The organism is Synechococcus sp. MU1651 (genome assembly GCF_023630635.1).
Lineage (GTDB): Bacteria > Cyanobacteriota > Cyanobacteriia > PCC-6307 > Cyanobiaceae > Parasynechococcus.
The window spans coordinates 46363-69402 of the sequence record NZ_JAKUHJ010000009.1 but is presented as its reverse complement, the minus strand read 5'-3'; the positions used below and the strand labels follow the sequence as shown (position 1 = coordinate 69402).

The window sequence follows — 23040 nt, the reverse complement described above, 5'->3', positions numbered from 1 at the left end:
CTACTGGCCCTGCTCCCGGCCCTGCTCCCGGCCCTGCTCCCGGCCCTGCTCCCGGCCCTGCTCCCGGCCCTGCTGCCGGTCCTGCTGCCGGTCCTGCTCCCGGTCCTGCTGCCGGTCCTGCTGCCGGTCCTGCTGCCGGCCCTGCTGCCGGTCCTGCTGCCGGCCCTGCTGCCGGCCCTGCTGCCGGTCCTGCTGCCGGCCCTGCTGATCCCGGTTCCCTTGGTTCTGCTCCTGTTACCGGCGGTTTTGTCCCTGGAACTGTTCTTTCTCCACTCCCCGGGGGGGGGTTTTAACCCGGGGTGCCTGTGGGTGCAGGAGGTGTCGTTCTTCCACCGCCCCCACCATTGCCTGGCGGTTTTTCTCCAGGCGATGTTTCACCGAACGAAGTTGCTAATTTCACACCAGATGAAATAAAAGATTTCACGCCCGGTCAATTTGCTTTCCTGCCCGGAGAGGCTGTTGGTGCTCTGAGTTTTGAGCAATTTGATGCGCTTGATGAAGATGTGTTTGGTGGCTTCCAGCAGGACCAAATTGCTGCCTTGCCGGAAGAATTCTTCGGTGAGTTTGATCCAAACGGCTTTGAAGAACTCTCGCAAGGCGCCTTTGCTGGCTTCAAGCCAGAAACATTTGAGGCTTTACCTGATGATTTCATTGGGAAGGTAAAGGCTGAACAGCTCTCTGGGCTCGATGTGCAGGTCGTCAAGAATTTTGATGTTGATGACTTTGCCCGGCTTTCTGATAATGCATTTTCAGGTTTTACTGGTGAGCAATTTAGGGCTCTTCCAAAAGATGTGGTTTCCGAAATCACTCTAGGGGGCTTTGGAAAACTCTCGCAAGATGCCTTCGCTGGCTTCAAGCCAAAAACATTTGAGGCTTTACCGGATGAGTTTATTGGGAAGGTAAAGGCTGAACAGCTTGCTGGGCTTGGTGCGAAGATCTTCAAGAAATTTGGTGTTGATGACTTCACCCGGCTTTCTGATAATGCATTTTCAGGTTTTACTGGTGAGCAATTTAGGGCTCTTCCAAAAGATGTGGTTTCTGAAATCACTCTAGGGGGCTTTGGAAAACTCTCGCAAGATGCCTTCGCTGGCTTCACGCCAAAAACATTTGAGGCTTTACCGGAAAAGTTTATTGGGAAGGTAAAGGCTGAACAGCTCGCTGGGCTTGGTGCGAAGATCTTCAAGAAATTTGGTGTTGATGACTTCACCCGGCTTTCTGATAAGGCATTTTCAGGTTTTACTGGTGAGCAATTAAGGGCTCTTTCAAAAAATGTGATTTCTGAGATCACTCCAGATCAGTTCTCTAATCTTAGCTCTGATGCAATCACCGGTTTAAAAAACGCTGCAGTTTTGGATTTTGGTCCCTCAATTTTTGAGGAACTCGATGCCGAACAAATAGCTGGCTTCCGCCCAAAAGTATTCAAGAAATTGGATGGGGATCAGATTGAAGCTATTGATCCCGATGCTTTTGCTGGACTAACATCTGAGCAAGTTGCAAAGTTCAATCAGGAGGTCGTCAGTAATTTCGACAAAAAGCAGATTCGCTCGATTGCTCCGGAAGGCCTAGCCTCCTTGCCTGATCCAGTTTTTAGATCGCTGGAGGACGACCTTTCGGCATCACAGCTTGAGGGGCTTGCTGCGTTCGCCGTTCCAGATGTTGCCGCACTGGTGATCTGATTCAACTTCGTTCAAACCGGTCTTTTGAAGGAGCCCTTTGGGGCTCCTTTTTTGGAGCGAAGTTTTATTTCGCCTCCATCCAGTTCGCGCCGACGCCAGTCTCCACTACCAAGGGAACACTCAGCGCAACGGCCTGTTCCATGGTCTGCACCACCAGCTCTCGGATGGCGTCCAGGGCGTCCGGCGCCACCTCGAGCACCAGTTCGTCGTGCACCTGCAGCAGCAGCTGGGCCGGTAGGCCCTGACGCTGCAGGGCGTCTTGCAGCTGCACCATCGCCACTTTGATGATGTCGGCACTCGAGCCCTGAATCGGGGCATTGGCAGCCGCCCGCAGTTGCTGCGCCTCCATGCCACCGCGTCGGGCCACATCGAGGTCGATCTCCAGGGGGTCCTTGCCCAGCAGCCGCCCCAGGCCGTTGCGATCGAAGTGGAACGGCCGCCGGCGGCCGAGGATGGTTTCCACGTAACCGCGGCTGAGGGCGAGCCGCTCCTGCAGCTCGAGGAAGGCGAACACCTTCGGGTAGCGCTGCTTGTACTTGGCCAGGAACTCCTTGGCTTCGCTCTGGCTCACGCCGGTTTCCCGGGCGAAGCGCTGGGCTCCCATGCCGTAGATCACACCGAAGTTGATCGTTTTGCCGAGCCGACGCTCGTCCGGGCTGACCTCGGCCTTGTCCAGCAGCAGCCTGGCGGTCAGCGCGTGCACGTCGTCGCCGCTGCGGTAGGCCTCCTGCAGCACCTCTTCTCCAGAGAGGTGGGTGAGGATGCGCAGCTCGATCTGGGAGTAATCAGCGCTAAGCAGGGTCCAGCCCTCCTGCGGCAGGAAGGCCTTGCGGATCCGCCGGCTGTACTCGGTGCGCACCGGAATGTTCTGCAGGTTGGGGTTGCTGCTGCTCAGCCGCCCCGTTGCCGTTACGGCCTGGTTGAAATCGGTGTGGACCCGCCCGGTTTCCGCCTCCACCAGCTGCGGCAAGGCGTCGATGTACGTGCTCTTGAGCTTGCTGAGAACCCGGTGCTCCAGCACCAGGGGCACCACCGGGTGGTCGTTGCCGAGTTTCTCCAGCACGGTGGCGTCGGTGCTGAAGCCGGTTTTGGTGCGCCGGGATTTCTTGCGATCCAGGCCCAGGGTGTCGAAGAGCAGCTCCCCCAGCTGCTTGGGTGAGGCCAGGTTGAAGTCCACACCCGCGGCCGCTTTGGCGTCGGATTCCAGCTGCTGCAGGGTGGTGCCCATCTCCTCGGAAAGGCCCTGGAGATAGGGCACATCAATGCGGATTCCGGTGGATTCCATCCGGGCCAGCACCGGTTCCAGCGGCTGCTCCACCTGCTCCAGCAATGGCAGCAACTGCGGACCCATGGCCTCAAGCTGACGTCGCAGCAGCAGGGCGAGGCGATGTGTGACGTGCACGTCCATGCCGCAGTACAGGCTGGCGGGCTCCAGCGGCACATCGGCGAAGGTTTGCTTCTTGCCCACCAGATCGGTGAAGGCGGTGGGCTGGAAGCCGAACTCCCGTTCGGCCATCAGCTCCAGACCATGTTTGGCCGCGGCATCCCGCAGGTAATCAGCCAGCAGCGTGTCGATCACGACGCCCTCCAGGGCAACGCCATGCCGCAACAGGATCAAGCGGTCGTATTTTGCGTTCTGCAGGGCCTTGGGGTGGTTGCTGCTGGCCAGCCAGGGGGCAAGGGCGGTGAGCACGGTTTCCAACGGCAGCTGCTCCGGGCTGCTGTCTTCGCTGCCTTTGTGGCCCAGCGGGATGTAGGCGAGCGCGTCCGGGGCCTCTCCCCAGCAGATACCGATGCCCACCAGTTCGGCGCGGAACGGGTTGAGGTCGGTGGTCTCGGTGTCGAAGGCCACAGGCAGGTTGCTGTTGGTGCAGGTCATCAGCCTTTGCACCAGGGCATCCAGGGCCGTTTCGGTCTGGATTAGCTGCGGCTTCAGGGCCGGCAGCCCCACGTCGTCTTGGGTTGTCGGCTCGGTTGCGGCCTCTGCAGCTGCCGGTTCTGTGGTGGCTGAGCGGCGGGGGGTCTTGGCTGCAGCGGCCTCCGCATTGGCCCCGTAGCCCCCTTCGGAAAAGGCGGCCACGAAGCCGCCCACCTGGCGCAGCAGGCTGTTGAGCTCGAGGTCTTCCAGGCAACTGCTCAGGCCATCAGCATCCACCGACGACAGCGGCAGGCTGGGTTCCTTGGGCAGGGGAACATCCACGAGAATCTCGGCCAGCTTGCGCGACAGGTAGGCGTTGTCGCGGTCGGCGCGCAGCTTCCCTTTCAGTGCACCTTTGATGGCGCCCCGGCTGGCTTTCGGCCCTTCGGCTTCCACTTGCTCGAGGGTGGCGTACACCGCGTCGAGGTCGCTGTTGTCCTTCAGCAGGTTGATGGCTGTTTTGGGGCCAACACCACGCACGCCGGGGATGTTGTCGGAGCTGTCCCCGGTGAGGGCCTTGAGGTCCACCACCTTGTCGGGCATCACGCCGAGCTTGCCGAGCACCCCCTCTTCGCGGATCAGTGTTGGGCCACTGCTTTTGGCGTAGGGGCCGCCACCCATGTAGAGCACTGCGATGTCGCGGCTGTCATCCACCAGCTGGAACAGGTCGCGGTCTCCCGAAAGGATCCGCACGCCCCATCCCGAGTCGGCCGCTCGGTTCGCCAGGGTTCCCAGCACATCGTCGGCTTCGTAGCCCGGTGCCATGCAGAGGGGGAGCTGCAGGTGCGTTTCGAGGATCTGCTGCAGCTGTTCGAGGTCCTGGAAGAACACCTCAGGGGCCACATCCCGGTGGGCCTTGTAGTTGGCGTCCGCCTTGTGGCGGAAGGTGGGCTCGGCTGTGTCGAAGGCGATGGCAACGCCTTCTGGCTTCAGGGTTTTGCTGTTGTCCAGCAGGGCTTTGAGAAAGCCGTAGGTCACGCTGGTGGGCCGGCCGTCTTTGGTGGCCAGACCGCCTTCCCCCCCCTTGCTGAAGGCGTAGAAGCTGCGGAATGCCAGGGAATGGCCATCCACAAGCAGCAGAAGGGGCTTGGCGGTGGCCTCAGGCATGACGGTGTTGAAAGTGTGGGTGGATCAATCGCGGCGATCTGCCCATGGGGGCAGATCGATGAACACGCGGGTTCCTGATTCGAGACCGTTCAGGATCGCAGTCTTGTCGCCGCTGCTGTTGCCCAGTTCCACCGGCTGAAAACGTGGTTGCTGGTTTTCATCCACCAGCAACACACCCTGTTGGCCGTCTTCAAGGGTGATCGCCACGGTGGGCACCAGGATTTCGGGCGCACCGCGCCCGGTTTGGAAATTGATGTCGGCGGTCATGCCGATCTTCAGTTTCTTCTGCGGGTTGACGAAGTTCAGCTTCACTTCAAAGGAGGTGACGCTGTTTTCTTTCGCGGCGCGGGGGGCAACCTCACTCACCGTTGCCTGGAAGCGCTCATCGGGATAGGCATCCACCCGGATCTGGGCGGTTTGTCCGGGCTGGATGCGACCGATGTCGCTTTCCGGAACCCGGGCCCTCACCTCCAAGCCTTGCGAGAGCTCAACGATCGAGGCGCTGGTGGCACCGGCTGTGGCCGAGGCGGCTGTGGTGGGGGTCACAAACGACCCCGGTTCGGCGTAGCGCGCTGTGATCGTTCCTGAGAAGGGGGCGCGGATCGTCTTTTCTCGACTCTCCTGTTCCAGTTGCTCCACCCGTTCTCGGGCTGCCACCAGACCCGCCTGCCTGGCCAGCATCTCGAAGCGCGCATCGCTGAAGTCATCAGCGCTGAGCGCGCCGCTGGCATACAGCTGGCTGCGACGTTCGAAATCCTCCCTCTTGTTCTGATAGTTGGCGTCGGCCTGACGCAGCAGAGCCTGCTTCTCCTGCAGCCGATCATCGAGATCGCCGCGATCCATCACCGCCAGCACCTGCTCGTTCTCCACCACATCCCCTTCATCCACCATCAGCTCCGCCAGCAGACCCGGCTGGCGCGGACTCACGTTCACCTTCTGCTGGGCCTGCAGTTCCCCGCTGGCGCTGATCACTCCAGAGAGCACGCCGCGTTCAGCTGTGGTGGTGAAGGGCGTCAGATCCCGTTGACGGTTGCTCCAAGGACCGAAACGCAGCAGCAGCCCACCCCCGCCGAGGGCCAGCAGCAGCACTCCCACCATTGCGGTTTTGCGCCGTCTGGATCGTGCTTTTGCCACTGAGGCCAGCTCTGCTTCAGGCGATGGGGACGCAGGGGAGCGCAAGGACTGCAGCATGGGCCCACAAAACTTCACAACAGTCTCGCCGCTGGCCGGTAGATTCCGCCGATGCTCAAAGCCGGAATTGTCGGATTGCCCAACGTGGGCAAGTCCACCTTGTTCAATGCGTTGGTCGCCAATGCTCAGGCGCAGGCTGCCAATTTTCCGTTCTGCACGATCGAGCCCAATGTCGGCACCGTGGCGGTGCCCGATGAACGATTGGACCGGCTCACAGAACTGAGCAAAAGCCAGGACACCATTCCGACCCGGATGGAGTTTGTCGACATTGCTGGTCTGGTGAAAGGCGCCAGCCAGGGCGAAGGTCTGGGCAACAAGTTTCTGGCCAACATCCGTGAGGTGGACGCGATCGTTCACGTGATCCGCTGCTTCGAGGACGATGACGTCATCCACGTTTCCGGGTCAGTGGGTCCCTCCCGGGATGCGGAGGTGATCAATCTGGAGCTGGGTCTGGCGGATCTGGCTCAGATTGAGAAGCGCCGGGAGCGTCTCAAGAAGCAGATGCGCACCAGCAAAGAAGCGCAGGTGGAAGACGCTGCTCTTGAACGGATTCAGGCGGTGCTCGAGAACGGTGGTGCGGCTCGCAGCGTCGATCTGAACGATGAAGAAGCGGCGATGATCAAGCCCTTGGGGCTGTTGACCGCCAAGCCGATCATCTACGCCACCAATGTGAGTGAAGACGACCTGGCTGAAGGCAATGCCTTCTGCACCGAGGTGGTTGAACTGGCCGCCAAGGAAGGTGCCGAAACGGTGCGGATCTCTGCCCAGGTGGAAGCGGAGCTGGTGGAACTGGGAGATGAGGAAACCGCGGACTATCTGGAAGGTCTCGGGGTAACGGAAGGCGGTCTGCAAAGCCTGATTCGGGCCACCTATCGATTGCTCGGGCTGCGCACTTACTTCACCACCGGTGAAAAGGAAACAAGGGCCTGGACGTTCAAAGCCGGGATGACCGCCCCGCAGGCTGCCGGTGTGATTCACACCGATTTCGAGCGGGGCTTCATCCGCGCTCAGACCATCGGTTGGGAAAAGCTGCTAGAGGCCGGCTCACTGGCAGAAGCCCGCAACAAAGGCTGGCTGCGCAGTGAAGGAAAGGAGTATGTGGTGGATGAAGGCGATGTGATGGAGTTTCTGTTCAACGTTTAGTCAAAGCATTTGATTCCCTAGACATTCCCTCTAGCGCTCTTTGACTTTTCAAGAGTGCTTTATTGGGGAAATATCAGTGATCTCTAGTTGGTTCGCCTAGAGCAAGCCCGGAATGCACTTGTATCCCTTGAGGAACTTGCTCAACTTTCCACCCTTTATGATCTCACTTCCAATTTTCTCGCATTGATTCAGGGATTCAACCGGAATGAGTTCGATCTCCTGGGTGATTGTGCTTAGAACCAGGTAAGCCGCTTTCTTGCGCTCTCCGTGAGCCACCAATGCCCATCCATCGTGCTGAGCGGCACTGGCAAGCGGCGAAAGCATGGCGGCAAGCAGCATTGCCGTGAACCATTTCATTGACCGAGCTGATCTTGCTTTTGCGGTGTTGTGGTCAACACCGTTTGGCTGCTGATCATTCCTTGGAAAGGCCATAGAGCTTGAACATCTTTCCCTGGTTGAGATTGGTTGGTGCGACAAAAAGAGGGGTTAGGTCTTCTTCAGTGTTTATCTTCAGCATCTAACTGAGCGATGGCTTTGTCTTCGTCCTCGGATGGTCTTTATCCTCTGGCGTCAGTTCTTATCGATGCTGTTGACCTGAACTGCCCGCTAGAGCATCAATGCGTTGTTGTTCCGGTTGGGAGATGTCATTGCCTGTTGCTGTCGCCCCGTAGCGCGGCTTGAGGCTGCGAAGGCTGGGGAGCACGACCAGGCAGGCCCCGCCCATCAATAACCAGAGCAGCAGGCCATTGTTTTGAAGGTCGAGCAGGGCTCCACCTGCGAGGGGCGCCACGATGGCGCTGATGGCGAAGCACTGGGAAAACAGCGCCATCGCCAAACCACGGTGTTCTGGTGGTGTTTCTTCAATGACGGCTTCTGTGGCCGTGGGCAGGAAAGCGGCCTGGGCGAAGGCCATTGGCAGCAGGGCTGCCAGCACCAGGATCGTTCCGTTCTCGAACAAAGAGGACAGGGCAATCAGGCTGCAGCCAAGGCTGAATCCCGCCAGGCTCAGGCCGAGGCCGAAGGCAACGCTGCGCTCCGCCAGCCAACGGCCCACCGGCCACTGCAGGCTCACCAACAAGGTCAACTGAAGGGCGATCAGGGCACTGCTGTGGCTTTCGCTCAATGCCGGTCGCACCAGTCCGCCGCGCACCAGATCGAGGGGAAGCGCACTTTGTTGAAGAGCCAGGATCCCGGTCGCCACCACACTGATCAGCAGCACCGGCAGCAGGGGAAGCAACCAGGGCAGTCGGGTTGTTGGCCGTGGCCGTTGGCCAAGCGGATCTGGGCTGTTGCCGCTGAGGTTGCCGTAGGGCGGACCGTCCTGGAGGGGAACAAGGCTGATCAGCACCAACACAGCGCCCATGCACACCGCCTCAACGCTGTACACCGTTCGCAGCACTCCCAAGCTGGCGGCAATGGTTCCGATCAGCGTGCCAATGCCGATCCCCAGAGCATCGGCACTGCGCACCAGGGCGTAGCCCCGGCTGGAGGGAAGGTTGCCGCAACTCAGGGGAACGGCCAATTCGATGGCAGGCCAATACAGACCCGCCGCGCATCCCAGCAGCAGTTGTCCGAGCAGGTAGCTGTTGTAGCTGTTGGCCTGCAGCAGGATCAGATCAGCTGAAATGGCCAACAGGGTTGTGCCCCTTACCGGCCAGGAGCAGCGGATGCCGCGATCGAGCAGTGCGCCGCTCAGCAAACGCACCACTGTGCCGATCAGGGCAGAGACGGCCAGGCCGCTGCCCACTTCACGCGCTGAGAAGTCGATCGCATGAAAGATCAGCGGCGTCATGAACATCACCCCGCCTGCACCGATGGACGCCAGGAACCTGAGTCGGGTGACATTTCTCAGGGGTGATGGAAACTGGTTCCACCACCGAAGAGGGTCGGGCGTTGCTGCGCGGACGCTTAACAGGACGATGCATCGCAATGGGCTTGTTGGGCAGTCTGCTGCTCAGCACGTGCGGATCGTGGCCTGTTGGCTCCACAGAACGTGTGGAGGTCAAGATCGACGGCGTGGTTCTTCCGGTTTCGGTGGAGGAACTCGGAGCCTTTGTGCGCTCGCCGACGGCTGATCCAGCGCGACTCTCGCGATCGGAGTTGTCCACCTGGATGGGGCTTCTCGCCCCCGAGAGCCGTGCGGGGCTGATCCGTCTGCTCCAGGCTCCGGTGCTCTCCCGCCGCAGCCTCGGGCGTCAGCTGCTCAGCAGCTGGGGAGCTGGTTCGCTGCTGGATGCCCTGGGGGAATTGATTCGTGTGGAGGACGGCCAGCGCATCAACCGTTGGCTGGTGCTCTCCACGCTGGAGCAGCTGCTCGAACGGCAGGAAACCGTTTCAACGCTGGACGTGTTGGAGGCGTTGCCCACCCCGCAGTTGCGTCTGGATCTGGATGCATTGGTGGCTGCTGCCAACCGCTGGCGGCTGGAATTGAAGCGTCACCAGGCCTTGATGCGGGCTTTGGCTCAGGAAGAGGCCCGGCTGCAGCCCCTCACGGGCAGGGAGCCTTCAGCCTCGGCTGATGCACCCAATCACGCAACGATTGCTGTGGGCCATCGTTCGCGTCCATTGAGGCTGGAACGTTGGATCCCCCAATCGCCTCGATCGGATCAGACCTGGGTCTTGATGATGCCGGGGCTGGGCGGGGACCCCAACCACTTTCACTGGTTGGCCCGTTCGCTGATGCAGGCGGGCTGGCCCGTGCTGGTGCTGGAGCATCCCGGCAGCGATGCCGCCGCTGTTCAGGGTTTGCTGGAGGGGCGTCAGTCGTTTGATGGCGCCGCAGCACTTCGTGATCGCTTGGCTGACCTGGCGGCGGTGCTGGAGGCGCAGCAACGGGGCGATTCGAACATTCCCGGGACCGAGGTGGTGCTGATGGGCCATTCCCTGGGTGCCTTAACGGCCCTCCTGGCCAGTGGGGCGGAGCTGGTGCCCGGGATGGCCCAGCGCTGTGAAGCGGCCCTGGCGGGCTTGCCCCTCACCAACCTGTCGGAATTGCTCCAGTGCGAACTGGCGGCAGGCCGTGTGCTCGACGGCAATGCAATGGACGCGTTGCCCCGGGCGGTGGTTGGGCTCAACAGCTTTGGTGGGTTGATCTGGCCGCACCGCGCCAGTCGGGCGTTGCCGATTCCGCTGTTGATGGTGGGGGGCACCCTCGATCTGATCACCCCTCCTTTGGATGAGCAGCTGGCTCTTGTGGCTGGATTGGCGGAGCATCCCGCCAGCCGTGTGGTGGTGGTGGAGGGGGCCAGTCACTTTTCACCGATTCGTGTGGATGGCCAGGGCAAGGCGTCAGAGGGGGACGACATCTTCCGGCTCGGCGAAGAGTTGGTGGGCGTCAATCCCCTCAGCGTTCAACGGGTGATTGCCCATGAAGTCATCCGTTTTCTTGATTCCCTGAGCTCCCCGTCACCCAGCAACAATGCCGTTCACCTGATGGACGCCAGCTCCAAGACGCGCTGGCATCGCTTGGGCCGTGGCAGGGCCCTGCAGCTGCTGGATCAGTAGCGCACCCGTGGATCGAGGCTGGCCACCAGCAGGTCAACGGCAACACTCACCAGCACCACCAGGGCGGCGATCACCACCACGATCCCCTGAACGACGGGGTAATCCCTCTGGTTGATGGCTTCCTGCAGCCGCAAGGCAATGCCTGGCCAGGAAAAGGTCACTTCAATCAGCAGGGCCCCACCGATCAAGGAGGCCACGGTGATGCCTGCAATGGTGAGCACCGGCAGCAAGGCATTGGGCAGTCCGTGGCGCAGGATCACCTGGCGCTCACTGAGGCCGCGGCTGCGCGCCGCTTCGACGTAGTCGCCGCGCAGGGTGCGTCGCAGGTTCAGTCGCAGGGCGGTCGTGAAGGTGCCGCTGAGCAGCAGGGCCAGGGTCCCCGCGGGCAGGATCAGGTGACGCACGGTGCCTCGGAACGCGGTCCAGTTGTTCTGCAGAGCGCTGTCCAGCAGGAAAAATCCGCTGCCCTCGGGGGGGAGAAGGCTGGGGGGGAAGCGCCCGCCCACCGGCAACCAGCCCAGGCTGACGGCGAACACCAGCTGCACCAGCATGGCCACCCAGAAGGGGGGCAGGGCATAGGTGCCCAATCCGTAGAGGCGTCCGCCCAGGTCAATCTTTCCCTCGGGCCGGGCAATGCCGCTGAAGCCAATGCTCAGCCCCACCACGGCAGCCAACACCAGGGCTATCACGCTCAGCTCCAGGCTGGCGGGCAGGGTTTTGCCGATGATGGTTCGAACCGGCTCCTGGTTGATCAGGGCCTGCCCCAGATCGCCGTGGATTAATCCGTTGAGATAGCTGAGGTACTGATCCAGCAACGATTGATCCAGGCCAAGCCGAGCTCGCATGGCGGCTTTGGCGGCGGCGGGGGCACGGCTGCCGAGCACCGCATCCACGGGATCCCCTGGGGCGACGCGCAGCAACAGGAACACCAGGCTGGCGATCAGCCACAACATCAATGGCGCCAGGGCGAGGCGGGTGGCGCTGTAGCGGGCGAGGTCTCGGGCGCGTCCCATCAGTTGTTCGTGGCTCCGTCCTGGTGGCGCTCCAGCTCAGCGAGCATCAGCTGACCACTGCCATCAAATCGTGGAGGGTTGAGGGTCAACTGGGCCCAGGCCCGAGGTGAATCCAGCCAGACGGGGATGTAGGCGGCACCGTCGGCGGAGAGATGGTCCACACGATCCAGGGCGCTGCGGCGGGCATCTCCCGTCAGCGTGTCGGATTTCAGCAGGGCGGTCTGCAATCCGGGGGCACTCCAGAAGCTGCCGCTGATGACTGCTTCTCCTTCCATGCAGATGTTGCCCTCCACCGAGGTGCAGCTCAACAGCGGCGTCAGATAGGCCTCCGGATCGGGGTAGCTGCCGCGCCAATCCAGCATCACGGCTTTGAAGGCACCTTCCCCCAGCTGGCGGTAGATGGTGGTCGACTCGACACCATCCAGATCCAACACCAGGCAATCCGAGAGGTCCCGTTGCACCTGGGCCTGCCAGGTGAGGGCCAGCAATTTGTCGGCGGGCACATTGGAGCGGAAGGTGAGCGGAAAGCGCAGGGTGCTGCCGTTGCAGTAGCCCGCCGCCTGCAGCAGCTCGCGGGCCTTCTCGGGGTTGTGTTCGGGCCAAGGGGCCATGGCGCCGCCAGCCAGGCTGGGGGGCACCAGTGCCCGCAGTGGACGGCGCAGCCCGTAGCTCACCCGTTCACTGATCTCGCTTCGGTTCAGGCTGACGGCCAGGGCCCGTCTGAGGTTGGGGTCCTGGAATGGCTCCCGGTTGCTCAGCAGGGTGATGTAGCCGATCTCCATCGCCGGACCCACCGACTCGTGCAGCTCCCCCGCGCTGGCCCGTTCATGCAGGGTGTGGCGCTGGTCTTCGTCGATCGAGGCGGAGAGCAGCAGATCCACCTCGCCACTGCGCAATGCCCCGTAGAGCGCCGTGGAGTTGCTCAGCGTGATCAGATCGAGGCCGTTGTTGCGCGGCGCCTCACCCCAGTACTGGGCAAAGGGCTCCAAGCGTTGCTGATGTTCGCTGAAGCGGGTCAGTTTGTAGGGGCCTGTCCCCACAAAGCGGTCGTGCAGAAAACGATCCTGGTGGTTGCTGTAGGCCGTTGGTGAAATCGGGGTGAGGTTGATCGACGTCAGCAGGCCCTGCAGGGATGTGGAGGGGCGACTGAGGCGCAGCCGCAGGGTGTGGCTGTCGGCTTCCTCCACCGCGGTAATCCGGTCGCCCACCACATAGCTGAGGGTTCCGATTTCGAGGAAGCGCCGCAGGCTGAAGGCCATGGCTGCGGCATCGAACGGCGTTCCATCGTGGAATCGCACATCGGTGCGCAGGGGAACCGTGACGGTGCGACCGCCATCACTCAGCACCGGGGCCGAGGCCGCCAGGCGGGGTTCCAGGGAGCCATCCCGCTTCAGGCGATAGAGCGGATCCCCCAGGGCGCTGATCAGCTGCGTGGCGCCGAGGGTGCTGGCCTGAGCTGGATCCAGGGAGCTGATTCGGCCCGCTGAGGCCACCGTGATGCGGCTGGTGGGGGGCGGGGCCTGACACCCCATCTGGGTGATGGTGAGGGCCAGGGCCATCAGAGCGCCACCGCACGTCCATCTCGTGGGGCGATCGGTGCGCTTCAACGGGCCTCAATCAACACGGGTCGGCCCATTCAACAGGGACTTACCCGACCTGGCGAATCCTTTCCAACGAGATTTCGAACACCGGTGAGCCCTCGTTGCTCTGTAAGGGCCAGCGGCGCACCCAGCAGCGGTCGTGGTCACCATCCACGCCGATCACCTGATAGGTGTCGTCGTCACTGTCGAGATTGACGCAATCTCCCTGGTGCACCGTCATCGGATTCACCCCCTCCTCTAGGGGGCAGCCTTGAGCGGGACTTGAACAAGTGAGGTTCTGCATGAACCGTTTCGAGCACAGATCTGAGGATTCAGGTCTGTGCCGTGAAAGTTCTTGACACTCTGACGCACGCCAGGGGGCATTCGCCAGGGCGGAAGCTCTCCTTAGAGGCAGCCGAGGTGAGCAGCGAGGCCAGACACCTCCGGCAAAGCCTGGATGGCGACCAGGGCTTCATTCATCTGGCGTTGGCTCACTTCATGGGTGATCACAACGATCTCGGCGCCGGCGTCGCTGGCATTGAACTGCACGATCGACTGGATCGACACGTTGCGTTCACCGAAGCAGCCACCCACCTTGCCGATCACGCCGGGGGCGTCTTTTGTCTTGAAACGCACATAGTGGCGTTGGCGAATGTCGCCTGAGTCGACCAGAGCGCAGGGGCGCCAGCTGCTGGCGGCCAGCAGGGGATCCACGTTCCCGGGACCTTCACTGGCCTGGCGGATGCCAGCGATGTTGAGGATGTCGGCCACCACCGCAGAGGCGGTCGGGCCGGCTCCCGCACCGGGGCCGTAGAACATCACCCGGCCGATGGGGTCACCTTCCACAAGGATGGCGTTGTTGACGCCGTTCACGCCGGCCAGGGGGTGGTCCTTGGGCACCAGCGTGGGCTGCACCCGCAGGGAGAGGGGCAGGGGATCGCCGCTTTCCGCCATGCGCTCGGCCACCGCCAGCAGCTTCACGCCGTAGCCCAGTTGATTGGCGTAATCCACATCCACGCCCTGCAGGCCACTGATGCCGTCGGTGGGAACGGCAGCGCGATCCACGCTGCCGCCGAAGGCCAGAGTCGCAAGGATCGCGATCTTGTCGGCCGCATCAAGACCGTCCACATCCGCTGCCGGATCGGCTTCGGCGTAGCCCAGCTCTTGGGCATCCTTGAGCACCGCGTCATAGGCGGCCCCCTCCTCAGCCATGCGGGTGAGGATGTAGTTGGTGGTGCCGTTGATGATGCCGCTGACGCGGTTGATGCGGTTGCCCCCCAGGGACTGCTTCAGCGGCTCAATGATGGGAATGCCGCCACCAACGGCGGCCTCGATCAGCACGTACACCCCGGCGGCGGCCGCGGCTTCAGCGATTTCCTGACCGTGGCGTGCGATCACGGCCTTGTTGGCGGTCACCACGGATTTGCCGGCTGCAATCGTCTGGAGAATCAGGCTGCGGGCCGGCTCTAGACCACCGATCACCTCCACCACCACGTCCACGGCTGGGTCCTGAATCACCGCCGATGGGTCGGTGGTCAGCAGGCTTTCGTCCAGAGCAACGGGCCGGGGGCGGTTCAGATCGCGGACGGCAACACGGATCAGCTCCAGTTCACCCACCAGCGGGTGACGTTCGCTGGGGTTCTGGAGGATCGATGCCACTCCACCGCCAACCGTGCCCAGTCCCAGCAGACCCACGCCGACCTTTGCTGCCATCCCCTGTGATCCGTGTTGGAACGTTTGCGAGCGACTCTATGTATTGACGTGATTCGGCTTCTGTTCCTGTCGCTGTCCCTGTCCTGATCAGCGCTTGGGTCAGCTGTCCAGTTGACGGGCCTGCTCCTGCATGGCCAGGAGGATGTTGAGGAAGCCATTGGCGCGTGAGGGCGTCAGGCTGGCCTGCAGGCCTGTTGCTGCAATGAAGGCCGGGTCCACCGCCTGCACCTGGGCCGGCGTCAATCCATCCAGCCCCTGGATCAACAATGCGAGCAGTCCCTTGGTGATCAGCGCATCGGAGTCGCCCTGCCAGCGCATCACTCCCTCATCGAGGGCACCCCGCACAAACACCTGCGACACACATCCCTTCACCTTGATGTCGTCGGTCTGCTCCTCGGCCGGCATGGGTGCGAGCTTCTTGGCCAACCAGAGCACGTATTCGTAGCGGCGTTTTGGATCGGCGGTGCCGCCCAGGCGCTCCACCATCCGGTCGAGGGCATCACTGCCGGTGCTGGTGGCCATGCGGGGCTCAGTCGTTTCGACGTCGCACGCTAACCAGCAGCCCCACCATCACCAGGCTGAAGGGGAACATGACCACCTCGTTCAGATCCACTTCGCCGTCTTGAACGGGAAGTTCGAGGTAGTCGCGGTGGCCTGGACCACCGTCCACCTGGAGATCAACGGTGCCGTTGCCCACGCTGCTGAGATCGAGGCTCAGGCGTCCCTCGGCATCGGTGCGGCCCAGTTCCTGCCCTGGCGTGCCATCGGCATTGAGCAGGCGAACAACGGCCCCCTGGGTGGGCTCACCGTTTGAAAAGCTGCTGCTCAATTGCAGATCGCCATTGAGATACTGCAGAGCACTTTCGATCTGATGGGCTTTGGCAGGGGCCAGCAGCGCGCCCTGCAGCACTGAGCCGAGCAGAAGCAGTGGAGCCAGCAGACGCAGCATGGAAGGGCGATCAATGATGCCCATGATGCGGCCTCTCAGGCGGGCCGACCAGCACCCTGTTCCGTGATCCAGCCGGTGAACGGAACATCCCAGGACTCCCGAGGCAACGCCTCGGCCGCAAGGCAGGTTGAGGGCAGCACCACCCAGGCCGGCACGGCAGCCCAGGCGGGATCAGCCCTGAGCCGGTCGTAATACCCACCGCCGTAGCCCAGGCGGATTCCCGCGCCGTCCACCGCAAGCGCCGGCACCAGCAGCAGCGCCAGTTGATCGGGTTTCAGAGCATCTCCTGTGGCAGGAGCGGGAATGCCGCAGCCATCGGGCTGAAGCGGGTCCTCACACCAGCTTCGGTAGATGAGCCTGCCGTTGCCATCGGCCACCGGCAAGGCCAAGGGCGGATGGGGACCATCCCGCAGCTGCCGTACATCAACTTCCCCCGGGAGGGGCCAGTAGATGCCCACATGGCGGCTGCCGCAGTTGGACTGGTCGATCAGCGCCGCCACGGCGTTCTGGATGGATCGCGTGGCGGCTTCCTCCAGATGACGCTGGGCTTTGAAGTGACGGCGCAGGGTTGGCTTGCTGCTCATCGCTGCAACCAGGCCGTCAGCGCCACCGCAAGGGCATCGGCCGCATCGTCCGGGCGGGGCGGTTCCTCCAGGTTCAACTCCCGCATCACCGCCTCCAGCACCTCATCCTTTTCGGCATGGCCGAACCCCGCCACGGCGAGTTTGATCTGCATGGGTGGGAACTCCACTATCGGGATCTTGAAGCGGGCCAGGGTCATCACCACCACGCCCCGCGCCTGCACCACGTTGATGGTGTTACTGGATCGGTAGAAGAAAAACTTCTCCACGGCCGCCAGTTCCGGGCGCCAGATCCGGATCAGCTGGCGCAGGTCGCCAGCGATCTCCACCATGCGATCACCGTCAGAGCGACCGGAATCGGTCTGGATGATGCCGCAATCGAGCATGCGCTGGCATCCGTCCTGAATGTCGATCACCCCGTAGCCCACCCGGGCGAGGCCTGGGTCGATGCCGAGGATCCGCATGGGCTGATTGTGGGGGGATCAGGCGGCGAGGGCCAGTTCGAAATCAGCGCGGTCGCTGCTCTCGCTGCGCTCAAACACCTTGCAGAACACTTTCACCACACGGTCGCCGGAATCCACCTGCTCCAGGGGGTCCTTGCGCAGCCGGTGGCGCAGGCAGCAGGAGGCCACGCGGGCCACGTCTTCCTCGCTCACTTCCGTGCGTCCTTCGAAGGCGGCCAGGGCACGGGCGGCACGGTTGGTGACGATGTCACCCCGCAGACCATCCACATCCAGCTCGCCGCAGACGGCGGAGATGCGCAGGCGCAGATCCTCATCGATGGTTACCTGGCCGAGGCGTTGCTGGGCCTCCACCACCCGCTGTTGCAGGGCGTTTTGGTTGCCCTCCACGGCGGTGCTGAAGCCATCTGGATCGCTGTCGAAAGCGGTGCGCTGGTCCACCACCTGCACCCGCAGTTCCGGATCACGCACGGTGCGGACTTCCACGCTCATGCCGAAACGGTCGAGCAGCTGGGGGCGGAGTTCACCTTCCTCGGGGTTGCCGGAACCGATCAACACGAAACGCGCGGGGTGACGCACGGAGACGCCTTCCCGTTCCACGGTGTTCCAGCCGGAGGCGGCGGAGTCGAGCAACACGTCGACGAGGTGGTCGTCGAGCAGATTCACCTCATCCACGTAGAGCAGGCCGCGGTTGGCCTTGGCCAGCAGGCCGGGCTCAAAAGCGCGCACGCCTTCGCTCAGGGCTTTCTCGATGTCGATGGTGCCGCAGAGGCGGTCTTCCGTGGCACCGAGAGGAAGGTCCACCATCGGCACCTGCCGCGGTTCGGTGCTCAGGGTTTCCCCCTGCTGCATCCGCTCGCGCACCTCACTGCTCTGCAGGTCGGGATCGCTGGCCGAGCTGTTGTAGGGATCGCCGGCGACAACGTCGATGTCCGGCAGCAGATCGGCCAGAGCACGGATCGTGGTGGATTTGCCGGTGCCACGGTCTCCCATGATCATCACGCCGCCGATGCGCGGATCAATCACGTTGAGAAGCAGGGCCAGCTTCATCTCCTCCTGACCGATCACCGCAGTGAAGGGGAAGACCCTGCGCTTCCGGGGTGCAGTCACGAGCAATTCTCTAGGCGTGCTCAGGATTGTTTCACAGGCTGCACGGTGATGACCTGCGGTGGCGTGGCATCAGCGGGATAGATCAGGCGAACGCGCACCTGCTTGGCCTCCCCTGGCTGGAGCATCAGCTGTCCCAAGGACGGCCCCCGCTGCCCCTGGCGCAGCACCAGGTGCTGGGTCTGGCGCCCCTTGGAACCACCCTCTGGATCCTCCAGACCCGTGGTCTGCACTGGTCCGCGGAACATCACCGGACCGTTGAGGTCATCGCGGAAGCGCAGCAGAGAGGTGGTGCTGTTGCCTTTGAGGGGCGAATCCAGCGACAGCTGAAGCGTGACCGCGGCTGAACCGGTGTTTTGCAGCGGCAGGGTGAGGTCGTACTCCACCCCGTAGTTGCCATGGGCCGCCCAGGCGGTGCCGGGGTAGAAGCGTTTGAGTTCCGCGGTTTGCACCTGCTTGGTGGCGAGGGTGCCGCGCTCCAGACTGCTGATTGGCCAAGAGATGGGTGCCGTGGGTGCGGCCAGCACCGGGCTTCCCGGGTCGGTGATGCGGGCCCGCCAGCTGCTGCCGATCTGAACACCGCTCACCCGGGAATAAATGATCTTGCCTTTGCTCCCCCGTGGGGTGGGTTGGTGCTCCTTGCTGCTCATGCGCTGGTCCTTGAGCAGTTGCAGCCAGTGCTGCTCGCTTGGAGCCTTTCCGTCCTCACCATGGGTGGCAAGGGTGGCCAGCGCCACCGGCCCGGAACTGTGGAAGCGCAGTTGCAGGTTGCGGCCGTTGAGCAGGGGATCGAGACCGGCCACGGGAATGGGCAGCAGCAACAGCTGCGTGGGTGCACCGGGAGCCAGGCTCCAGCGGCGGTTGGTCAGTTCCGCTGCGCGGCGGCCGGCCAACAGATCGCCAGCCACACGACTGCCGGGGCCAGACGCCACCACGTCGGTGGTTTCCGGCATCAGGCTCGGCAAAGGCAGGAAGGGGGCCTGGGTCTGGCCGGGCCCTGTGGCCTGCGAGAGCGAAGTGCTGCCCGAGAGCAGCTGCAGGGTCACAGGAGCATTCCCCAGCGGAGCCGCCAGCACCGCCAGCCACAGGGTTGAGCTGGGGCTGCCCTCCGCATCACCGGCATACACGTGGTGGCTGAACAGGTCGAAGCGACCGTTGAGCACCACCGGAACCGACGCCGCCTTCCCATCGGGGAAGGTTGAGATCAGGATGCCGTCGTCATCGATCAGTTCGGGGTTGTTGTCGTTCACCATCAACACGCTGTCGAGGCCTCCCGGCAGGGGGCGAACGCTCTGCTGACGCTCAATCACCTCCGCAGCGCCGGGCATGGTTGAAACAGCCAGCCAGGCAGCAGACAACAGCGGAGCGAGCTTCATGGCTTGGGCGGAACAGGGATGGGTTTGAGGTGCGGTGCCATGGCAGCGGCGAGCTGACGGATCAGTTCGGTGGATCGGGGGTCATTGAAGGGGCCCTCCACCAGAAATCCCGCCACAGCGCGTCGTCCGTCGGGGAGTTCGATCAGCCCGGCATCGGCGTAGGCGATGCCGATGTCACCTGTTTTGTTGTAGACGCGGTATCCCTTGCGGGCCAGGCTTGCGTCCGGTTTGCCCTGGGCGCCACCGAGGCCGCGCATCAAGCCCCTGGGCAGCAGCGTGTTGGTGATCGACGTGCCCATCACCTCGCGAAACAGATCCCGGCTGCGGGGAGCCAGCAGCTCACCGCTGTCCACCAAGGCGATGGCCCGGCTGAGATCTCTGGCACTGGTGGTGTTGGTTCCGTCGAGATCCGGCAGCCAGTTGTTCACCACGGTGGAGGGCAGGTCCAGCTCCTGAAAGCGGGCGTTGATCGCATCCATTCCCCCCGCCCGGGCAATCATCAGGTTGGTGGCGGAGTTGTCGCTCACCCGGATCATTTCCGTGGCCACCTCATGGGTGGGGAAGCGACTGCCCAGGGGCCGGGAGGCCATCCATCCGGCGCCTCCCCCCACCAGCTCCTCGGTGAGCGTGAGCGGTTCGTTCCACTGCAGTGTTCCCTGATCCAGCAGTTCCAGCACTGCGAGCAGGATCGGTGTCTTGATCGAGCTGGCGGCAGCCATCGGCCGTTCGGCCTGCATGGCCGCAAAGCGCCCGTCGTCGAGGATCAGCATGTAGGCGCTGGCCTGCAGATCGCTCTGTTGCGCGGCCAGCTCCAGCCAGCGCTCACTCAGCGCCCTGATTTCCTGCCTGGGGGCGAAGCGTGCCTGCTTCAGGCCCTTCGCCATGACAGGAGAAGTTTTCTTCCCTGAGGAATTTTCAGTGCTGGGCGGCTCCACGGCGTCACCGAGCAGCGTGGTGATCAGCGCTTGATCGGCCAGCCAGCTGGGCAGGGCGATCTCCTGTTGCTGAACGCGGGGCGCCAGCAGCCGCAGGCCGCTGCCGGTGAGCAGTCCCAGACCCACCCCCATCAACACCAGCCGCAGAATGAGCTGGGCCGGACCTTTCCAGCCGGCGGAGCGACGTGACGAACGACTGCTGCTCAACCTTTCAGCCGTGACTGTTCGGCAGAGATTAGGGGCGCTTGGCGCGGATGGCCCAGCGCAGTTGGCGCACCATTCCCCGCAGCAGAGCCACCTCCTCGGCGCGCACCGTGGCGCGTTGCAGCAGATCCCGCACCTTGGCCATGCGGGCGGCGGCGGTGTGCTCCAGCAGGAAACCGGCCTCCAGCAGCAGGTCGGTGGCGTCGTCAAGACAGGCTGAAAGCGCCTTGGCGGCTGCCGGGTCCGGCGATGGGGGCTCGATGCAGCGGGTTTCAGTGCTTCCGCTGTTGAGGCGGGCCAACTCATGCAGCACCACCGCCACGGCGTGGGAGAGATTCAGCGAGGGATAGGCCTCCCCGCTCTGCAGGCAGAGAACCCTCTGGCAGAGCCGCAGCTCACTGTTGCTGAGGCCGCGGTCTTCCCGTCCAAACACCAAGGCCACAGGGGCGTCTGAGTTGGAGCTGCTGCCATCGCCGGCCAGCAACCAACCCAGGGCCTGCTCGGGTGTTTGAAGGGGGATCTCGCCATGGTCCAGGCGTCCGCAACTGCCCACGGTGCGGCGGCAGTCATGGATGGCCGTCAGCAGGTCGGGAACCACCACGGCGCCCTGAAGCAGCGCCTGGCCGTGCACGGCCATCAGCATGGCCTCCTCGCTGAGGTGGTCACAGCGGGGTGCCACCAGCCGCAGCTCGCTCACCCCGAAATTGGCGCAGAGCCTGGCCACGCTTCCGATGTTCAGGGGGCCGGCCGGCTCCACCAGCACGACAACGGCATTCAAGGCAGCGGCTCAGCTGAGGGTGTGCAGGTAGGCCAGCAGGTCGGCCATCGATTGCGGTTCCATCTCAAAGCTCGGCATGGGGGGAGTTTCGCCACTGATGATCTGGTGCACCAGAACGGGGTCTTTGAGTTGGTTGCTGACGCCCTGAAGTTGAGGGCCCACCAACCCCTGGCCGGCAAGGCCATGGCAGCCGGCGCAATTGATTCGGAACAGCTGGCCGCCGTGGTCAACGGCCCCCTGCAGCTCAAGGCTGGCCTTGATGTAGGGGTCCTGTTGGGCGCTGCCCAGTACCCAGAGCACCAGCACCACGCAGGCCGTGGCAGCCGACACCACGAGCGCGGCGATCAGACCGCGACCCCGATCGCTTGAATCATTTGCATCAGCTGATGCCGATTCGGCCGCAATTCGTGACGGCTGGACCACAGACCCGGAGTTCCAATGAGAGAATTCTCTCCAATTCTGATTGCTGACGCGACGCGATGATCGAACCTCTGCTCTGCGGCATCGTTCTGGGTCTGATCCCCGTCACGCTGATGGGTCTGTTTGTGGCGGCATGGAACCAGTACCGCCGTGGTGGCAGCGCTCTGGGGGGCTGAGCAGCATCACGCTGCTGATGCCGTAGCGGCGTTGATCCACCACTGTCCAATCTGAGCCCGGTTCTGGATTCAGTTTGGAGCGGTGTTCACACACCACCAGAGAATTCTGGTGAAGCCAATTCCCCTCGGCGAGGGCGATCAGGCAGGGTTCGTAGAGGCCCTGGTCGTAGGGAGGGTCGAAATAGACGATGTCGAAGGGCTCCTGGCTCCAGCCCTTGCGCAGCCACGAGATCAGTTCCCGCCGTTCGGTGCGGATCTCCGGAGCCGGTGAACGGCTTTCCGCCACGACACTGAGGTTGCTGCGGCTGACGCGGATGCACTGCGGGTCTTGATCAACGGCCACCACACAGCGCGCCCCTCGCTGCAGGGCCTCACAGCCCATCACGCCGCTGCCGCTGCAGAGGTCGAGCCAGCGGCAGTCCCGCAGGTGCGGGGCAAGGATGTTCATCACCGCTTCGCGCACCCTGGAGGTGGTGGGCCGAGCCGTGCGACCCCCGGGGCTCAGCAGCCGTCGCCCCCCGCTGAGGCGCAGTTGCCCGCCACCGCTCATGGGCAGGGTTCAGCCCCGTTGCGCAGCCAGGTCAACCAGCGCTTGAGCATCTCTTCTCCGGCATCGGACGACTTCTCCGGATGGAACTGGCAAGCGCCGACGCGGCCCCGCCAGACCACAGCGGTCACCTCCTGATCGCCGAAGGGGGCCGAGGCTTTGAGGTCATTTCGATCGCTGGGAACAGCGGCGTAGCTGTGCACGAAATACACCCATTCCGATGGGACATCGCTGCTGAGCAGTGGGCAGCTGCCGTGATGCTTCAACGGTGCCCAGCCCATGTGGGGGATGCGTTCGCCGCTGTTGCTGGGCAGGCGGCTCACCCGTCCGCCCAAGAGCCCGAGGCCTGGATCGCTGCCTTCATCGCTCTGCTCGAACAGCAGTTGCAGGCCGAGGCAGATGCCGAGTAGGGGGCGATCCTCCTGGCCCCAGCGCAGCAGGTGGGGCACCAGTCCGGTGGACCTGAGGTTGGCCATGGCCGGGTCGAAGGCGCCGACCCCGGGCAGGATCAGTGCATCAACGCCCTCCAGATCATCGGCGTTATGGATTAACGAGCACTCTTGATCAAGCCGCTCAAGGCATTTCTCCACCGAGTGGAGATTGCCCATGCCGTAATCGATTAACCCGAGGTTCAGACTCAACCGGTTGATCCGTTCTGAAG

At 63.1% G+C, this 23040-nt stretch carries 23 protein-coding genes and 1 pseudogene; 5 read left to right on the top strand and 19 right to left on the bottom strand.

Translation table 11 applies throughout. The features are described 5' to 3' along the window. Both NCN05_RS08515 and NCN05_RS08510 read left to right on the top strand, forming a co-directional pair. The coding region (locus NCN05_RS08515; protein WP_250397754.1) for a hypothetical protein at positions 1–414 on the top strand (414 nt) is incomplete at its 5' end. Further along, positions 345–1676, top strand: a complete 1332-nt coding sequence (locus NCN05_RS08510) for a hypothetical protein (RefSeq protein WP_250397753.1) — start codon at positions 345–347, stop codon at positions 1674–1676. The genes NCN05_RS08515 and NCN05_RS08510, both read left to right, overlap by 70 nt. Positions 1677–1740: 64 nt before the next feature. Here the strand turns inward: NCN05_RS08510 and polA are convergent, their stop codons facing one another. Next, positions 1741–4701 (bottom strand): DNA polymerase I, encoded by a 2961-nt coding sequence (polA, locus tag NCN05_RS08505; RefSeq protein ID WP_250397752.1) that lies wholly within the window; start codon positions 4699–4701, stop codon positions 1741–1743. A 24-nt stretch (positions 4702–4725) separates the two neighbouring features. Continuing rightward, entirely contained in the window at positions 4726–5892 is a 1167-nt protein-coding gene (locus NCN05_RS08500) for an efflux RND transporter periplasmic adaptor subunit (RefSeq protein WP_250397751.1), read from the bottom strand. A gap of 51 nt (positions 5893–5943) precedes the next feature. On the opposite strand from NCN05_RS08500, the gene ychF reads away from it, so the two are divergent. Next, entirely contained in the window at positions 5944–7035 is a 1092-nt protein-coding gene (gene ychF, locus NCN05_RS08495; protein WP_250397750.1) for a redox-regulated ATPase YchF, read from the top strand. 96 nt (positions 7036–7131) lie between these two features. Here ychF and NCN05_RS08490 read toward each other — a convergent pair whose 3' ends face one another. Together NCN05_RS08490 and NCN05_RS08485 are read right to left on the bottom strand one after the other, a co-directional pair. Then, complete coding sequence (locus NCN05_RS08490) at positions 7132–7392, bottom strand: hypothetical protein (protein ID WP_250397749.1); 261 nt, start codon at positions 7390–7392, stop codon at positions 7132–7134. Positions 7393–7612: 220 nt separating this feature from the next. Beyond that, a complete protein-coding gene (locus NCN05_RS08485; RefSeq protein ID WP_284500521.1) occupies positions 7613–8887 on the bottom strand; it encodes an MFS transporter in 1275 nt (424 codons plus the stop codon). A 5-nt stretch (positions 8888–8892) separates the two neighbouring features. On the opposite strand from NCN05_RS08485, the gene NCN05_RS08480 reads away from it, so the two are divergent. Then, on the top strand, positions 8893–10539 hold the full coding sequence (locus NCN05_RS08480; protein WP_250397747.1) for an alpha/beta hydrolase: 1647 nt from the start codon (positions 8893–8895) through the stop codon (positions 10537–10539). Here NCN05_RS08480 and NCN05_RS08475 read toward each other — a convergent pair. From NCN05_RS08475 to NCN05_RS08415, 13 genes are all read right to left on the bottom strand, one after another. Beyond that, entirely contained in the window at positions 10533–11552 is a 1020-nt protein-coding gene (locus tag NCN05_RS08475; RefSeq protein ID WP_115081889.1) for an ABC transporter permease, read from the bottom strand. The two genes, NCN05_RS08480 and NCN05_RS08475, sit on opposite strands and share 7 nt — an antisense overlap. Then, entirely contained in the window at positions 11552–13111 is a 1560-nt protein-coding gene (locus NCN05_RS08470) for an ABC transporter substrate-binding protein (protein WP_250397746.1), read from the bottom strand. Before NCN05_RS08470 ends, NCN05_RS08475 begins: the two co-directional genes overlap by 1 nt. An 88-nt stretch (positions 13112–13199) precedes the next feature. Beyond that, on the bottom strand, positions 13200–13373 hold the full coding sequence (locus NCN05_RS08465; RefSeq protein WP_011364908.1) for a DUF8657 domain-containing function: 174 nt from the start codon (positions 13371–13373) through the stop codon (positions 13200–13202). Between the two features lie 164 nt (positions 13374–13537). Continuing rightward, positions 13538–14845, bottom strand: a complete 1308-nt coding sequence (locus NCN05_RS08460) for a homoserine dehydrogenase (protein ID WP_250397745.1) — start codon at positions 14843–14845, stop codon at positions 13538–13540. A gap of 99 nt (positions 14846–14944) precedes the next feature. Further along, entirely contained in the window at positions 14945–15367 is a 423-nt protein-coding gene (locus NCN05_RS08455; RefSeq protein ID WP_114988587.1) for a SufE family protein, read from the bottom strand. Positions 15368–15374: 7 nt separating this feature from the next. After that, positions 15375–15818 (bottom strand): hypothetical protein, encoded by a 444-nt coding sequence (locus NCN05_RS08450; RefSeq protein ID WP_250397744.1) that lies wholly within the window; start codon positions 15816–15818, stop codon positions 15375–15377. Positions 15819–15829: 11 nt separating this feature from the next. Further along, the gene (locus NCN05_RS08445) at positions 15830–16378 is read right to left on the bottom strand and encodes a 5-formyltetrahydrofolate cyclo-ligase (protein ID WP_250397743.1); all 549 of its coding nucleotides are present in this window, start codon (positions 16376–16378) and stop codon (positions 15830–15832) included. Further along, the gene (gene ruvC, locus NCN05_RS08440) at positions 16375–16839 is read right to left on the bottom strand and encodes a crossover junction endodeoxyribonuclease RuvC (protein ID WP_114988584.1); all 465 of its coding nucleotides are present in this window, start codon (positions 16837–16839) and stop codon (positions 16375–16377) included. Before ruvC ends, NCN05_RS08445 begins: the two co-directional genes overlap by 4 nt. Before the next feature lie 18 nt (positions 16840–16857). After that, a complete protein-coding gene (bchI, locus tag NCN05_RS08435) occupies positions 16858–17946 on the bottom strand; it encodes a magnesium chelatase ATPase subunit I (RefSeq protein WP_114988646.1) in 1089 nt (362 codons plus the stop codon). 20 nt (positions 17947–17966) lie between these two features. Continuing rightward, on the bottom strand, positions 17967–19319 hold the full coding sequence (locus tag NCN05_RS08430) for a DUF3370 domain-containing protein (RefSeq protein WP_250397742.1): 1353 nt from the start codon (positions 19317–19319) through the stop codon (positions 17967–17969). After that, on the bottom strand, positions 19316–20461 hold the full coding sequence (locus tag NCN05_RS08425; protein ID WP_250397741.1) for a serine hydrolase: 1146 nt from the start codon (positions 20459–20461) through the stop codon (positions 19316–19318). Before NCN05_RS08425 ends, NCN05_RS08430 begins: the two co-directional genes overlap by 4 nt. Before the next feature lie 28 nt (positions 20462–20489). After that, the gene (locus NCN05_RS08420; protein WP_250397740.1) at positions 20490–21236 is read right to left on the bottom strand and encodes an RNA methyltransferase; all 747 of its coding nucleotides are present in this window, start codon (positions 21234–21236) and stop codon (positions 20490–20492) included. Between the two features lie 9 nt (positions 21237–21245). After that, the gene (locus NCN05_RS08415; protein WP_025362444.1) at positions 21246–21659 is read right to left on the bottom strand and encodes a c-type cytochrome; all 414 of its coding nucleotides are present in this window, start codon (positions 21657–21659) and stop codon (positions 21246–21248) included. A gap of 56 nt (positions 21660–21715) precedes the next feature. Between NCN05_RS08415 and petG the strand changes: the two genes are divergently transcribed. Beyond that, on the top strand, positions 21716–21832 hold the full coding sequence (gene petG, locus NCN05_RS08410) for a cytochrome b6-f complex subunit V (RefSeq protein ID WP_071823076.1): 117 nt from the start codon (positions 21716–21718) through the stop codon (positions 21830–21832). Positions 21833–21842: 10 nt separating this feature from the next. Here petG and rsmD read toward each other — a convergent pair. Together rsmD and hisH are read right to left on the bottom strand one after the other, a co-directional pair. Continuing rightward, a pseudogene (gene rsmD / locus NCN05_RS08405) lies at positions 21843–22382 on the bottom strand (16S rRNA (guanine(966)-N(2))-methyltransferase RsmD); the annotation flags it as partial. Further along, positions 22379–23020: an imidazole glycerol phosphate synthase subunit HisH gene (hisH, locus tag NCN05_RS08400; RefSeq protein ID WP_250397739.1), complete on the bottom strand. Its 642-nt coding sequence runs from the start codon at positions 23018–23020 to the stop codon at positions 22379–22381. The gene hisH and the pseudogene rsmD, both read right to left, overlap by 4 nt. Positions 23021–23040 lie beyond the last annotated feature (20 nt).

Excerpts from the sequence above, each read along its gene's own strand:
- NCN05_RS08470 (WP_250397746.1), bottom strand. The coding sequence starts at position 13,111 with ATGGCCCTGGCCCTCACCATCACCCAGATGGGGTGTCAGGCCCCGCCC.
- NCN05_RS08455 (WP_114988587.1), bottom strand. The coding sequence starts at position 15,367 with ATGGCCACCAGCACCGGCAGTGATGCCCTCGACCGGATGGTGGAGCGC.
- NCN05_RS08460 (WP_250397745.1), bottom strand. The coding sequence starts at position 14,845 with ATGGCAGCAAAGGTCGGCGTGGGTCTGCTGGGACTGGGCACGGTTGGC.
- NCN05_RS08475 (WP_115081889.1), bottom strand. The coding sequence starts at position 11,552 with ATGGGACGCGCCCGAGACCTCGCCCGCTACAGCGCCACCCGCCTCGCC.
- petG (WP_071823076.1), top strand. The coding sequence starts at position 21,716 with ATGATCGAACCTCTGCTCTGCGGCATCGTTCTGGGTCTGATCCCCGTC.
- NCN05_RS08465 (WP_011364908.1), bottom strand. The coding sequence starts at position 13,373 with ATGACGGTGCACCAGGGAGATTGCGTCAATCTCGACAGTGACGACGAC.
- NCN05_RS08480 (WP_250397747.1), top strand. The coding sequence starts at position 8,893 with ATGGAAACTGGTTCCACCACCGAAGAGGGTCGGGCGTTGCTGCGCGGA.
- NCN05_RS08445 (WP_250397743.1), bottom strand. The coding sequence starts at position 16,378 with ATGAGCAGCAAGCCAACCCTGCGCCGTCACTTCAAAGCCCAGCGTCAT.
- NCN05_RS08450 (WP_250397744.1), bottom strand. The coding sequence starts at position 15,818 with ATGGGCATCATTGATCGCCCTTCCATGCTGCGTCTGCTGGCTCCACTG.
- NCN05_RS08490 (WP_250397749.1), bottom strand. The coding sequence starts at position 7,392 with ATGAAATGGTTCACGGCAATGCTGCTTGCCGCCATGCTTTCGCCGCTT.
- NCN05_RS08430 (WP_250397742.1), bottom strand. The coding sequence starts at position 19,319 with ATGAAGCTCGCTCCGCTGTTGTCTGCTGCCTGGCTGGCTGTTTCAACC.
- ychF (WP_250397750.1), top strand. The coding sequence starts at position 5,944 with ATGCTCAAAGCCGGAATTGTCGGATTGCCCAACGTGGGCAAGTCCACC.
- polA (WP_250397752.1), bottom strand. The coding sequence starts at position 4,701 with ATGCCTGAGGCCACCGCCAAGCCCCTTCTGCTGCTTGTGGATGGCCAT.
- NCN05_RS08500 (WP_250397751.1), bottom strand. The coding sequence starts at position 5,892 with ATGCTGCAGTCCTTGCGCTCCCCTGCGTCCCCATCGCCTGAAGCAGAG.
- ruvC (WP_114988584.1), bottom strand. The coding sequence starts at position 16,839 with ATGCGGATCCTCGGCATCGACCCAGGCCTCGCCCGGGTGGGCTACGGG.